Here is a 13,429-nt window from a genome sequence, read left to right on the forward strand (position 1 = left end):
GCAGCCTGGCCTTGCTGAGGACAGCCTGCGCTTCGTTGCGGAATTCCCGGCGCTGAGTAGCGTTGTCCACAGCCAGAAGAAAGGGATCCACCATGACGGACATCGCAGCAACCCAGAGCATCTCGAACCCGGATGTCGCCGCCGGGGTCGCCCAGTTCCTGACCCCCGTGGTCATCGACCTCACCGCCCTCGTCGTCAACGGCAAGCAGGCGCACTGGCACGTGCGCGGCGCCAACTTCATCGGCGTGCACGAGCTCCTGGACACCATCGTCGGCCACGCCCAGGACTGGGCCGACCTTGCCGCCGAGCGGATCGTCGCCCTCGGTCTCCCCGTCGACGCGCGCCTCGGAACCGTCGCGGCGAAGACCACGACCGGCGAGCTGACCGCGGGCTTCCGGCCGTCGAACGAGACCATCGCGGAGGTCATCGCGCAGATCGACGCCGCGCTCGCCAGCGTGAACACCGCCGTCGCGGAGCTCGACGAGCTGGACCAGACCAGCCAGGACGTCGCGATCGAGATCGCCCGCGGCCTCGACAAGGACCGCTGGTTCCTCTTCGCGCACATCAGCGAGTAAGACCCAGTGCCGAGGGGCACGTCGTTGTCGCTTTCGGGTCTCCGAAGTGACAACGACGTGCCCCTCGTGTTGGTTAAAGCGCGCGGTGGGTGAACTGGCCGGCGAGGAGGGTGGCCGCGACGCGCATCCCGCGCAGCTCGTCGGGGGACGCGGTGAGCGGGTCGCTCTCCACCACGGCGAGATCGGCGGCCTCGCCCACGGCCACCCGCGACCGCGTCGACGCGACCAGGGCGGCCTCCACCGGGATGCGCTGCTCGGGATGCCACGGCTCGCGGCCGTCACGGGTGCGCCCGACGGCCGACGCGATCGCCGCCCACGGGTCGAGCGGCGCCACCGGGGCGTCCGAGCCGAACGCCAGCCGGGCGCCGCTGGCGAGCAGCGCGGCGAACGGGAACGCGTCGCCGGTGCGCCCGGCCCACAGCCGGTCGGCGACGTCGCGGTCGTCCATCGCGTGCTCCGGCTGGACGCTCGCCACCACGCCGAGCGCCGCGAACCGCGGGAGGTCGGCGGGGTCGATGAGCTGCGCGTGCTCGATGCGGCCCTGCGCGCCGACCGCTTCGAACGCGTCGAGCGCGAGCCGGTTCGCCTCGTCGCCGATCGCGTGCACCGCGGGCTCGATGCCGTTCGCGACCGCGAACCGGAGATCGTCCCGGAGTTCGGCGGGCGTCAGGTTGGCGACGCCGTGGCCGCCCTCCGGGTACGGGTGCAGGCACAGCGCGGTGCGGGTGTTCAGCGAGCCGTCGGAGATCACCTTGAACGGGCCCATCGTGAGCAGGCCGTCCGTGCCCTCCACCGCGACGCCGGTGCGGAGGCCCAGGGCGACCGCGTCGGCGATCCGATCGCGGTAGACCCCGAACTCGACGCGCAGCGATCGCGCGCCCGCGGCGATCCGCCGGGTCCAGACGTCGAGGTTCCAGCCGTACTCCAGATCGACGATCCCGACCACGCCGCGCTCGGCCGCGTGCCGGGCGGCCTCCGCCGCCCAGCGGTCGAGCGTCTCCGTGTCGGAGGGCGTCAGCCGGCTGGTCAGGGCGAAGCTCTCGTCCTCCCGCAGCAGCGCGCCCTCCGCTCCGGGAGCGAAACGTTCGAACGCGGCCGTGTTCAACCAGGAGCAGTGCAGGTCGCCCGCGATCAGGACCACCGGCCGGTCCCCCGCCGCGGCGTCGAGCAGCTCGCGGGTCGGGAGGTCGGGCCACAGCGCGTCGTGGAAGCCGAAGCCGACGAGCACGTCCGAACCGGCGTCGGCCTGGGCGCGGGCACGCACCAGCGCCGCCGCGTCCACCGCCGTCCCGGCGCGCGACACGTCCAGCCGCCGCGCGGTCTGCGCCCACTGCGTGAAGTGCACGTGCTGGTCCCAGAGCCCCGGGATGAGCCAGCGACCGTCGAGGCCGACGCGCTCGGCTTCGGGTGCGGCGGCCGCTCCGGATGGCGCGAACCCGAGGATCGAACCGTCGCCGATCGTCACGTCCACCAGCTCGCCCGACCCGGGCAGCCGCGCCCCCGTCAGGACGAGCGTCATCGCGCGGCGCGGCGGCGGTCGTGCACGATCCGCATCTCGCGCAGCAGCTCCGGGCTCGCGTACGGCGAGTCACCGCCGAGCTCGGCCATGATCGAGTCCACGATGTGGTCGGGCCGGTTCTGGCTCATCTTCTGCTTGGCCACGATCTTCGTCGGCGTCAGCCGCAGCCCCACGGTGCCGGACGAGATGCGTTCGGCGTAGCGCTCGTCCTCGAGCGTGCCGCGCATCTGCCGAGGCTCCGGGAGCTCGCGCTCGAAGTGGTCGACCAGCTTCTCGAGCACCTGGAGGTTCTCCTCCGGGCTCAGCAGCTCGGGCACGCCGGAGAGGTGCACGGCGACGAAGTTCCAGGTCGGCACGGCCGGGTCGGCGTCGTACCAGGACGACGAGATGTAGCCGTGCGGGCCCTGGAGGATGACCAGCAGCTCGTGCTCCCCCAGCTCGTGCAGCTGCTCGTCGGGGCGGCCGACGTGGCTGACGATGCTCAGCTCCTCGCGGGTGTCGTCGAGGATGACCGGGTAGTGCGACGCGACCAGCCCCGTGGACGCGTTGCTCACGAACGTGGCCCACGGGTTCTCGCGGATGATCCGCTCGATCTCCGCCCGGTCGGTGAGGGTGAAGCTGGGGTTCTGTCGCACGTGGGTTCCTTACTTACGGTGGTTCTCGTTACGCCTGATCCTTGGGGCACCAGTACAGCTTGCGGCCGCCCAGCTCCTCCATCAGGATGTGCGTGCCGCAGACCCGGCACGGCAGGCCCTCGCGCTTGTAGACCCAGTGCCGGTCCTCCCGCTTGGCCATCGCCTTGCGGTACGACTCCTCGTCGAGGTCGTCCATCGTCATCATCTGGCCGGTCTCGACGCCGATCCTCAGCAGGTGCACCCAGTCGCGCCAGAGCTCCCGGACGGTCTCCTCCGGCACGAGCTTGCCCGGAGTGTGCGGGTTCTGCCGCGCCCGGAACAGCAGCTCAGCGCGGTAGACGTTGCCGATGCCGCTGACGACGCTCTGGTCCATCAGCAGCAGGGCGATGACGGTCTGCTTCTTACGGACCTTCGCGACGAAGGCCTCCTCGGCCTCGGGGCCGTCATCGACCTGCGGGTCGGGACCGAGCTTGGCGATCACGGCGTCCACCTCGGCCGGGTCCAGCACCTCGCACGCCGTCGGGCCGCGCAGGTCGGCCACGGCCGTGTCCGTCAGCAGCCGCACCCGCACCTGGCCGATCGGCTCGGGCGGGAAGACATCGATGTCGGCCTCCACCTTCTCGGACTCCGACATGCGCAACCGGGTACGCCGGGGCGCCCCGATCGAGTGCAGGGAGTTTTCCCCGGCCTCGTCCAGGACTGTCCCGGTTTGATTCGTTTGGCCCATCCGCCCGTTCGCGCTCGCGATGGTCGGGTCGATGCTGATGTCACCCGCGAAGTCCCAGGCGCCATAGATGCCGAGGTGGACGCGCAGCCACAGCTCGTTGTCGAACTCCAGGAACATCTGCTTGCCGACGGCCTTCGCCGCGATCAGCGTGTGGCCGTCGATGCGCTTCGCGTCGTCGGCGAACCGGCCCTGCGGCGACGACACCGCGACCCGGTGCCCCACGAAGTTGACTGCGAACTGCTTCGCGATCCGGTGGACGGAGTGGCCCTCGGGCATCAGCGGTCCACGTTCTTGCCCGCGATGTCGCCGGTCGCCTCGTACTCGGCGAGCTGAGCGATGCGGCGGACGTGCCGCTCCTCCAGCGAGAAGGGCTCCGCGATGAACACGTCGATGAAGCGGGTGGCCTCCTCGACGGTGTGCTGGCGCGCGCCGATCGAGATGACGTTGGCGTCGTTGTGCTGCCGGGCGAGCTGCGCGGTGCTCTCGTTCCAGACCAGCGCGGCGCGCACGCCGAGCACCTTGTTCGCCGCGATCTGCTCGCCGTTGCCCGAGCCGCCGAACACCACGCCGAGCGCCTGCACTCCCGCCTGCTGGTCGCGCACAACGGCCTTGGCCGCGTTGATGCAGAACGCCGGGTAGTCGTCGATCGGGTCGTACGCGGTCGGGCCGTGGTCGACGACCTCGTGACCGGCCTCGGTGAGGTGCTGCTGGAGGTGCGTGCTGAACTCGAGACCGGCGTGATCGGTGGCGATGTGGATGCGCATGCTGACAGTCTAGGGAAGGCTGCCGACGCCCCCGGGCTGCGCCTCCCGCCCTCCGCATCCGCGTCACGACGTCACTAAGGTGGATGCGGTGGACACGATCCACACCCATCCCGCTTTTTCCAAGGAGTCAGCGTTGCCCGGAGAAAACCTCACCCGCATCGAAGCCCAGGAGCGCGCGTCGCTCGTCCGCACCCACAGCTACGACGTCGCCCTCGACCTGACGACCGGCCCGGAGACCTTCCGCAGCACCACGACGGTGCGCTTCTCCGCGACGCCGGGCGCCTCGACGTTCATCGACGCGATCACGCGCACCGTCCACGCGGTGACGCTGAACGGCGTCGAGCTCGACCCCGCGGCGGTCGCGGACGGTGTGCGCATCCAGCTCGACGGCCTCCAGGCGGAGAACACGCTGACGGTCGACGCCGACGCGATCTACACCAACACCGGTGAGGGCCTGCACCGTTTCGTCGACCCGGTCGACAGCGAGGTGTACCTCTACTCGCAGTTCGAGGTCCCGGACTCCCGCCGCATGTTCGCGGTGTTCGAGCAGCCCGACCTCAAGGCCGAGTTCACCTTCACCGTCACGGCTCCCGCGCACTGGGCGGTCGTGAGCAACTCCCCCACCCCGGAGCCCGTCGACGCCGGGGAGGGCGCGAAGACCTGGTCCTTCGCCGCGACGCCCGTCATCTCCTCCTACATCACGGCGCTCATCGCGGGCCCGTACGAGTCGGTCCACAGCGAGCTGACCAGCCGCGACGGCCGCACCATCCCGCTCGGCGTGTACGCGCGCAAGAGCCTGGCCGAGTACCTCGACGCCGACTACATCTTCGAGAAGACCCGCGAAGGCTTCGCGTTCTACGAGGAGAAGTTCGACTACGCGTACCCGTTCGAGAAGTACGACCAGCTGTTCGTGCCCGAGTTCAACGCGGGGGCGATGGAGAACGCCGGAGCGGTTACCTTCACCGAGACGTACGTCTTCCGCTCCAAGGTGACCGACGCGATCAAGGAGCGCCGGGTCGTCACGATCCTGCACGAGCTCGCGCACATGTGGTTCGGCGACCTGGTCACCATGAAGTGGTGGAACGACCTCTGGCTCAACGAGTCGTTCGCCGAGTACGCCTCCACGCTCGCGACCGCCGAGGCGACCGAGTGGACCGAGGCCTGGACGACCTTCGCCGCGATGGAGAAGAGCTGGGCGTACCGCCAGGACCAGCTGCCCTCCACCCACCCGATCGTCGCGACGATCAACGACCTGGAGGACGTGCAGGTCAACTTCGACGGCATCACCTACGCCAAGGGCGCCTCGGTGCTCAAGCAGCTCGTCGCGTGGGTCGGCCAGGACGACTTCCTCGCCGGTGTCGCGCAGTACTTCAAGAAGCACCAGCACGGCAACACCGAGCTCACCGACCTCCTGGTCGAGCTGGAGGCCACCAGCGGCCGCGACCTGACCGAGTGGTCCAAGAAGTGGCTGGAGACCGCGGGCGTCAACACTCTCCGCCCGGAGCTGTCGGTGGATGCCGACGGCACGATCACCGCGTTCGCCGTGCTGCAGACGGCCGCGGCCGACTACCCGACGATCCGTCCGCACCGCCTCGCGGTCGGTTTCTACGACCTGGTCGACGGCCGCCTGGTCCGCACCTCGCGCGTCGAGCTCGACGTGGACGGCGAGCGGACCGAGGTCGCCGAGCTGGTCGGCCAGAAGCGCCCGGCGCTCATCCTGCTCAACGACGACGACCTCGCCTACGCGAAGATCCGCCTGGACGAGGAGTCGCACCGCGTGGCCCTGGAGCACCTGTCCTCCATCGAGAGCCCGCTCGCGCGGTCCCTGGTCTGGGGCGCGGTCTGGGACGCCACCCGCGACGCCGAGACCCCGGCGAGCGACTACGTGCGTCTCGTGCTCGGCAACATCGCCTCGGAGACCGAGTCGACCACGCTGCGCACCACGCTCAACCAGCTGGTGCTCGCCGCAGGCAGCTACGTCGCTCCCGAGCGTCAGAAGCAGACCGCTGAGGACGCCGCGACCGGGCTCTGGGAGCTCGCGCAGCAGGCCGAGGCCGGCAGCGACGCCCAGTTCCAGTTCGTCAAGTTCTTCGCGGCGCTGGCCTCCACCCCGGAGCAGCTCGCGAACGTCGCCGCTCTGCGTTCCGGGACCGTGAGCCTCCCCGGGCTGACGGTGGACACCGACCTGGCCTGGGAGCTCCTCATCGCGCTCGTCGCCGGCGGCGCCGCGGGCGACGCGGAGGTGGACGCCGCGCTCGCGGAGGACAACACCGCGAACGGCGCGCAGTTCGCCGCCCAGGCGCGCGCCACCATCCCGACGCTCGCAGGCAAGCAGGCCGCCTGGGACTCGGTGTTCGGCTCGGACGCACTGCCGAACACGATCGTCCGGTTCACCGGCCTCGGCTTCCAGCGCGCGGCCGACAAGGCGGTGCTGGCGTCGTTCGTCGCGCCGTACTTCGCGGCACTGCAGGACGTCTGGGCGTCGCGCACGTACAAGATCGCGGAGTACCTGGTCGCCGGCATGTACCCGGCGCCGCTCGCGAACGCCGAGCTGCGGGACGCGACGCAGGCGTGGCTCGACGCGAACCCGGAGCCGGCCGCACTGCGCCGGCTCGTGGTGGAGAACCTGGCCGGCGTGGAGCGGGCGCTCGCGGCGCAGGCGCGGGACGCGCAGGCGTAGCGGCTGCTGACGTAGAGACGGGGAGCTCGGCTGATGCCGGGCTCCCCGTTTCGTTGCCGTCAGTCGGGTGAAAACGTCGACGTTCCGTCGACCCCGGACGTGACGAGCCTCCACTCCTCGTCCGTGACTGACGGATCGAGGAACTCGATCACGAGCCGGTCGGAACGGAATCCAGACCTGGCCAGCTTGTAGGTCTCGACCTGCGCCTTGGGGTAGGTGCTGAACTTCATGATCCGAACCCGTTTCGACTCGGCTGCCTTCTCGCAGCCCCAGCGGCTCGGGCATACCTTGTCGGTCACGTCGATGGGTCGCTCCGATGGAGGCAGCAGGTAGGAGTCCGACGCCAAGTCGTTCTGCAGATCAATCGTGGCGCGCGGGTCTAAGAACGTGCACGAGGCGAGCGCCAAGGCGCACACGATCCCCAGGCCCCCGGCCACCGTCGCGCCTTTCCAGCTACGCCTGGCCACTAGTACTCCCAATTGCAGCCGCGCGGGTCCCACAACCAGTTCGGGTTGGAAGAACGCACCGTCTCGAAGTCCCACCACAGACCGGACAACCACACGGCGTAGCCGTACTGAGCGTGGCACTTGTACTGCTGCTCGATAGCCGCGGTGACCGGTGTCCGCGGGAAGTTGCGCCACTCCGTCCAGCCCTGGTTCTTGACGATCTCGATCCCTACGATGCCTTGCGTATAGAGCGCGGCGCCCCATGCCGAGAGATGTGTCGACCAGACGTCTTTGCCCTTGTACTGGCCGTGGCGATTCACCCAGTAGCCCGCCAGCAAGCCCCCGCCCACCTCGGGGTCAGCCACCACCGGATACGACACCGACGCATCGTGTTCGACCACCTGTGTGAGAACGCCACCGTCGACCTCGAAGTGCGTCGGTACGTCCGCGCCGTCGGCGGCCTTCGCCCACGCGGGAAGGACGCCGCCCTGGAAGCCACCGTCGGCGTCCCGGATGACGATCATGCCGCCGTCGAGCTGCTCCAGATATCCGCCGGCGGGAAGCGCGATCGTGTAGTCGAACCGCGTCGGGGCGGACGCGCTGTCGATGACCGTGGTGATCTGGACGCTGCCGTCGTCCTTGACGACCGGGACCGTCGTCGTGCCGTTGCGGTTGTCGTAGGAGACGATCCCGTCCGCCTCCACCGTGGCCTTCTCCGCCTGGTCGGCGAACGGCAGGCCGACCGAGATCTCGATGCCGACGTGTTCGACCGCGAGGGAGAGCTCGTCACGCGGATCGACGGGAATCGCGACATCGGTCGCCCCGACGCGCTCGTCGATCGCGAACTCGCCGTTCTGCTTCGTCTCGACGTCGGCGACGCGACCGAGAACGTCCGTGGTGTCCGCCGGTGAGGTTCCGGCCCCCTCGCTCACCGAAGCGAGCGCGTCCATCACGTCGCTCACGTCCTCCTCGGCGTGGGCGGGCGAGCAGAGGCCCAGGGTCAGCGCTCCCGTCGCGGCAGCGGCGATGACGAAGGTGGTGCGTTGTTTCATCGTGGTCCAATCGGTCGACTACGTCGTCGCCCGCCAACCTAGATGCAAGCCATCGGATAAATCAACCCACTGCACCCAATGCATCTCACATACACGCCATCCCTCGTGCCACCGCCCGATCCGCCCGCCACGCAGGTCGTACCCAGGTTCGATGACGACACCCCCTCCGCCCCCCTAGTCTCGGAGCCATGATCCAACTCGAACGCCTCACCAAGACGTTCGGCAGCAAGACCGCTGTCGACGACATCACGGCGACCATCCAGCCGGGCAAGGTCACCGGCTTCCTCGGGCCGAACGGCGCGGGCAAGTCCACCACCATGCGCATGATCATGGGTCTCGACCGGCCGACGCACGGCTCCGCCACCATCAACGGCAAGCGCTACGCCGACTTGCGGTCGCCGCTCGGCGAGGTCGGCGCCCTGCTCGACGCCAAGGCCGTGCACACCGGCCGCACCGCCTACAACCACCTGCTGGCGATGGCGGCCACCCACGGCATCTCCAAGCGCCGCGTGCACGAGGTCATCGGCCTCACCGGCCTGGAGTCCGTCGCGACCAAGCGCGTCGGCGGGTTCTCGCTCGGCATGGGCCAGCGGCTCGGGATCGCCGCCGCCATGCTCGGCGACCCGGCGACGCTCATCCTCGACGAGCCGGTCAACGGCCTCGACCCGGAGGGCGTGCTCTGGGTGCGCCAGTTCGCCCGGCACCTCGCCGGCCAAGGCCGCACGGTCTTCCTCTCCTCGCACCTGATGAGCGAGATGGCGCAGACCGCCGACCACATCATCGTGCTCGGCCGCGGCCGCATCCTGGCCGACGCCCCCGTCGAGGAGATCCTCGCCGGGGCCGCCCGCAGCGCGGTCCGCGTCCGCACGCCCGAGGTGGAGCGGCTCGCCAACGCCATCCAGGGCGGCGACGTCACCATCACCGGCGTGGAGGCGCAGCTCATCGAGGTCACCGGCCTCAGCGCCGCGCAGATCGGCGACGCCGCGGCCGCAGCGGGCATCGCCCTCCACGAACTCACCCCGCTCAGCGCCTCCCTCGAGGAGGCCTACCTCGAACTCACGCAGGACGAGGTCGAATACCACTCGGAGGTCGCCCGATGAGCGCCGCAACCGCCACCCCGACCACCACGAACGCCCACGGGGAGGTCGGCCGGCTCAGCTTCGTCCGGGTGCTCCGCTCGGAGTGGATCAAGCTGCGCTCCCTGCGGTCGACGTTCTGGACGCTGGTCAGCGTCCTGGTGCTGATCGCCGGTCTCTCCGCGCTGCTGTCGGCCGTCGTGCCGGACGCCTCGACGCTCGGCGCCCGGGCTCCGGCGCAGCAGCTCGCCGACTTCACGACCCGCGCGGCGACCGCCGGGCTGACCTTCGCGCCGCTCGTCGTCGCGGTGCTGGGCGTGCTCACCATCAGCGGCGAGTTCTCCACCGGGATGATCCGCTCGTCGTTCGCCGCCGTGCCCCACCGGTTCCCGGTGCTCGCCGCGAAGGCGATCATGCTCTTCGTGGTCTCCTTCCTGGTCGGCCTCGTGAGCTTCGCTGCCTCGTGGTCGATCGCGGTCCCGCTGCTGACGGCCAAGGGCTACAAGGGTGAGCTGTTCTCGGACACCACGATGTGGTCCATCCTCGGCGCCGCCACGTACCTCGGACTCGTCGCCGTCTTCGCGCTCGGCGTCGGAGCCATCCTCAAGGCCAGCGCCGGCGGGATCGCGACGGCGCTCGGCGTCCTCTTCCTGCTGCCGATCATCTCGGGCCTCCTGCAGGCGCTGCTGCCCAAGCAGACCTGGATCGCCGACTGGTCGCACTACCTGCTCAGCGACGCGGGGGCCGGGATGGCGGGCCTGCCGAACGGCACCCTCGAGCCGTGGCAGAACATCCTCACGGTGGTGATCTGGAGCGCCGTGTCGTTCGTCGTGGGCGCGATCCTGGTGCAGCGACGGGACGCGTGACCGCGACGACGACCGCAGCCGACACCGCCCCGGCCGACCTCGAACTCCCGAGGCCGCCCGGGGCGGTGCGGCGCTACTTCGGCGCGCATCCGCTCGTCGTCGACGCCATCGTCGCGGGCGTCTACCTGGGGCCGACGCTCGCCGAGGGCGTGTTCCACATGGTCAGGACCCCGAGCTGGGCGGCCGGCCTCCAACTGGTGCTCGCTGCGATCGCGGGGGCCGCGCTGTTCGCGCGGCGGCTGCACCCGCGGGCGGTGTTCGCGATCGCGATCGCCGTCCTCGTGATCAGCGTCTTCCTCGGCCGCAACCTCGACTTCGTCCCCGCGGTGTTCGCGCTCTACGCGCTCGCGGTCTACCGCTCGGTGCGGTCGGCCTGGATCGGCTACGCCATCACGGCCGTGGTCACTATCAGCACGCTCGCGATCGCCACCATCGTCTCGGAGGCGCCCGACTTCGCGCCGCTGTCGACCGAGGCCGTGCCGTCGGGGTTCGCCGCCCTCGCCTTCTGCATCGTGGCTGTGCTGATCGGCAGCAATGTCGGCAACCGGCGGCGCTACCTGAACGCACTCATCGACCGCGCCAGGCAGCTCGCGCGCGAACGCGACCAGCAGGCGGAGCTGGCCACAGCGGCCGAGCGCAGCCGGGTCGCACGGGAGATGCACGACATCGTCTCGCACAGCCTGACGGTCATGATCGCCCTCGCCGACGGCTCGGCCGGACTCGTCACGACGGCGCCGCAACGCTCCGCCGAGACGATGCGGCTGGTCGCCGAGACCGGGCGCGGGGCCCTCGGCGACATGCGCCGCCTGCTCGGCGTGCTGCGCGCGGGCGACGAGGAGGCCGCGGCCCACGCCCCGCAGCCGGGGCTCGGCGACCTCGGCGAGCTGGTCGAGCGCTTCCGCGCGGCCGGCCTCCCGGTGCGGATCACCGTCTCGGGCACGCCCCCGGCGGACGTCGGGCAGCAGCTCACGGTCTTCCGCGTGGTCCAGGAGGCGCTCACCAACACCCTCCGCCACGCCGCGCTCGCCACGACGGTCACCGTGACGATCGACTTCGGCGAGCGGGTCATCCGGGTCACGGTGGAGGACGACGCGGCGGTCCACACCGGCTCCGTCCAGGGCGCCGGCAGCGGACTGCTCGGACTGCGCGAACGTGTCGCGCTCTACGGCGGGACGCTGGAGACCGGGCCCCGGCGCGGCGGCGGCTGGCGGCTCGTCGCGGAGTTCGCGCGGGTGGAGTCACCCGTCCCTGATGCCACCACGAGTCCCGCTCCGACCACGAGCCCAGACCCGACCACGAGCCCAGACCCGACCAGGAGCACCGAATGACCGACCCCGGCCTCCCGCAGCGGCCCCTCCGCGTCCTGCTCGTCGACGACCAGGCGCTCGTGCGGCTGGGCTTCCGGATGGTGCTGGAGGCGGAGCCCGACCTCCAGGTGGTGGGCGACGCCGCCGACGGCGCCGAAGCCGTCCGGCTCGCCGTCGAGGCCCGGCCCGACGTGATCCTGATGGACGTCCGGATGCCCAACCTCGACGGCATCGAGGCCACCCGCCGCATCGTCACGGCCAACCCGGCCGCGCGCATCATCATCCTGACCACCTTCGACCTCGACGAGTACGCCTTCGGCGGCCTCCGCGCGGGCGCGAGCGGATTCCTGCTCAAGGACGCGCGCCCGGCCGAGCTGACGGCCGCGATCCGCTCCGTGGCCGCGGGCGACGCCGCCGTCACCGGCCGGGTCACCCGCTCCATGCTGGAGCTGTTCGCCGACCGGCTGCCCGCGAGCGTCCCCTCCGGGGCTGCCACTCCCGACCCGGCCGCGGCGCTCACTCCGCGCGAGCGGGAGATTCTGCTCGCGATGGCGGACGGCCTGACCAACGGCGAGATCGGCGCCAAGTTCTTCCTCACCGAGTCGACCGTCAAGACCCACGTCGGCCGTGTGCTCGCCAAGCTGCAGCTGCGCGATCGGGTGCACGCGGTCATCTTCGCCTACGAGAACGGGCTGGTGGAGAGCTGAGCCGCGCCGCCGGATCCAGACGACGCCAAGGGAGCTCTCGATAGGATTCCGTGCGATGAGCATTCTGAAAGCGAGCTTCTGGACCTCACTCGGCGACTGGGCCGTCAGCACCGGATGGACCCTGCTCAACGTTCTCTGCATCATCGTCGGCGCCGTCCTGATCAGCTGGCTGCTGCGCGTGATCATCCGCCGCGTCGTCAAGCAGATCGTCAGCGGCGTCAAGAAGGGGCAGAGCGTCACCGACACGCAGGCCCTGGTGGCCTCGCCGCTCGCGGCGGTGCGCGTCGTGCAACGCACCAGGACGCTCGGCTCCGTGCTGAGCAACATCGTCAACGTGACGATCGGGATCATCGCCATCGTGATGATCTTCGGCGTCGTCGCCCCCGGCGCCGCCAGCTCGCTCGCCCTCCTCACCGCCGCGATCGGCGCCGGCCTCGGCTTCGGCGCGCAGAACATCGTCAAGGACGTCCTCAACGGCCTCTTCATGGTGATGGAGGACCAGCTCGGCGTCGGCGACGTGGTCGACCTCGGCCCCGCGACCGGTGTCGTGGAGGCGGTCGGCATCCGGATCACCCAGGTCCGCGACGTCAACGGTGTGCTCTGGTTCGTCCGCAACGGCGAGATCTTGCGCGTCGGCAACATGTCGCAGGGCTGGTCGCGCGTGATCGTGGACCTCGCTGTGCCCTACGACACCGACATCGAGGCCGTGCAGGCGAAGATGCTGGAGGCCGCGACCGCGCTCGCGACGAGCCCCAAGTGGCGCTCGCGCATCCTCGACAAGCCCGAGCTGTGGGGCCTGGAGTCCATCTCGGCCGAGGCGATCGTCATCCGGATCGTGCTGAAGACCCGCACCACGGCGAAGGACGACGTGTCGCGCGAGCTGCGCCTGCGGCTCAAACAGGCCACCGACGAGCTCGGTATCACCCTGCCGTCGCTCTCGGCCGTGGTCCTCAGCGGGTTCGACGGGTCCGGCAGCGTCAACGGCGCGAAGCCGCCGCGCACGCGGCCCACGCCGGTCGTCCCCGACCGGCCGCTGACCGGGCGCAAGGCGCGGGCGGCGGCGAAGCGCACCGCG

13 protein-coding genes are annotated in these 13,429 nt (G+C 70.5%); 7 read left to right on the top strand and 6 right to left on the bottom strand.

Annotation, left to right across the window (positions count from 1 at the left end; genetic code table 11):
• Positions 1 to 92 precede the first annotated feature (92 nt).
• Positions 93 to 575 (top strand): Dps family protein, encoded by a 483-nt coding sequence (locus AC3A3H_RS07415; RefSeq protein ID WP_487613910.1) that lies wholly within the window; start codon positions 93 to 95, stop codon positions 573 to 575.
• Between the two features lie 73 nt (positions 576 to 648).
• Here AC3A3H_RS07415 and AC3A3H_RS07420 read toward each other — a convergent pair whose 3' ends face one another.
• Genes AC3A3H_RS07420 through AC3A3H_RS07435 form a run of 4 tightly spaced genes read right to left on the bottom strand, consistent with a single transcriptional unit; the run spans position 649 to position 4,220 of the window.
• Positions 649 to 2,094 carry an amidohydrolase gene (locus tag AC3A3H_RS07420; protein WP_487613911.1) on the bottom strand — a complete coding sequence of 482 codons (1,446 nt, stop codon included), beginning with the start codon at positions 2,092 to 2,094 and terminating at the stop codon, positions 649 to 651.
• Positions 2,091 to 2,729 carry an FMN-binding negative transcriptional regulator gene (locus tag AC3A3H_RS07425; protein WP_487613912.1) on the bottom strand — a complete coding sequence of 213 codons (639 nt, stop codon included), beginning with the start codon at positions 2,727 to 2,729 and terminating at the stop codon, positions 2,091 to 2,093. The genes AC3A3H_RS07420 and AC3A3H_RS07425 overlap by 4 nt, the downstream gene beginning before the upstream one ends.
• Positions 2,730 to 2,757: 28 nt before the next feature.
• Positions 2,758 to 3,732: an Fpg/Nei family DNA glycosylase gene (locus AC3A3H_RS07430; protein ID WP_487613913.1), complete on the bottom strand. Its 975-nt coding sequence runs from the start codon at positions 3,730 to 3,732 to the stop codon at positions 2,758 to 2,760.
• The gene (locus tag AC3A3H_RS07435; protein WP_487613914.1) at positions 3,732 to 4,220 is read right to left on the bottom strand and encodes a ribose-5-phosphate isomerase; all 489 of its coding nucleotides are present in this window, start codon (positions 4,218 to 4,220) and stop codon (positions 3,732 to 3,734) included. Before AC3A3H_RS07435 ends, AC3A3H_RS07430 begins: the two co-directional genes overlap by 1 nt.
• Positions 4,221 to 4,353: 133 nt before the next feature.
• On the opposite strand from AC3A3H_RS07435, the gene pepN reads away from it, so the two are divergent.
• Complete coding sequence (gene pepN / locus AC3A3H_RS07440; RefSeq protein ID WP_487613915.1) at positions 4,354 to 6,900, top strand: aminopeptidase N; 2,547 nt, start codon at positions 4,354 to 4,356, stop codon at positions 6,898 to 6,900.
• 59 nt (positions 6,901 to 6,959) lie between these two features.
• Here pepN and AC3A3H_RS07445 read toward each other — a convergent pair whose 3' ends face one another.
• Positions 6,960 to 7,337 (bottom strand): hypothetical protein, encoded by a 378-nt coding sequence (locus AC3A3H_RS07445; protein ID WP_487613916.1) that lies wholly within the window; start codon positions 7,335 to 7,337, stop codon positions 6,960 to 6,962.
• 29 nt (positions 7,338 to 7,366) lie between these two features.
• On the bottom strand, positions 7,367 to 8,398 hold the full coding sequence (locus AC3A3H_RS07450; RefSeq protein ID WP_487613917.1) for a hypothetical protein: 1,032 nt from the start codon (positions 8,396 to 8,398) through the stop codon (positions 7,367 to 7,369).
• A 188-nt stretch (positions 8,399 to 8,586) separates the two neighbouring features.
• Between AC3A3H_RS07450 and AC3A3H_RS07455 the strand changes: the two genes are divergently transcribed.
• The 5 genes from AC3A3H_RS07455 to AC3A3H_RS07475 all read left to right on the top strand — a co-directional run.
• Positions 8,587 to 9,498, top strand: a complete 912-nt coding sequence (locus tag AC3A3H_RS07455) for an ABC transporter ATP-binding protein (RefSeq protein ID WP_487613918.1) — start codon at positions 8,587 to 8,589, stop codon at positions 9,496 to 9,498.
• Positions 9,495 to 10,340 carry an ABC transporter permease gene (locus tag AC3A3H_RS07460; protein WP_487613919.1) on the top strand — a complete coding sequence of 282 codons (846 nt, stop codon included), beginning with the start codon at positions 9,495 to 9,497 and terminating at the stop codon, positions 10,338 to 10,340. The genes AC3A3H_RS07455 and AC3A3H_RS07460 overlap by 4 nt, the downstream gene beginning before the upstream one ends.
• Entirely contained in the window at positions 10,337 to 11,668 is a 1,332-nt protein-coding gene (locus AC3A3H_RS07465; protein ID WP_487613920.1) for a sensor histidine kinase, read from the top strand. Before AC3A3H_RS07460 ends, AC3A3H_RS07465 begins: the two co-directional genes overlap by 4 nt.
• Positions 11,665 to 12,354 (top strand): response regulator, encoded by a 690-nt coding sequence (locus tag AC3A3H_RS07470; RefSeq protein WP_487613921.1) that lies wholly within the window; start codon positions 11,665 to 11,667, stop codon positions 12,352 to 12,354. Before AC3A3H_RS07465 ends, AC3A3H_RS07470 begins: the two co-directional genes overlap by 4 nt.
• Before the next feature lie 55 nt (positions 12,355 to 12,409).
• The coding region (locus AC3A3H_RS07475) for a mechanosensitive ion channel family protein (protein ID WP_487613922.1) at positions 12,410 to 13,429 on the top strand (1,020 nt) is incomplete at its 3' end.

It is taken from the genome of Leifsonia sp. Soil_N53 (genome assembly GCF_057655165.1).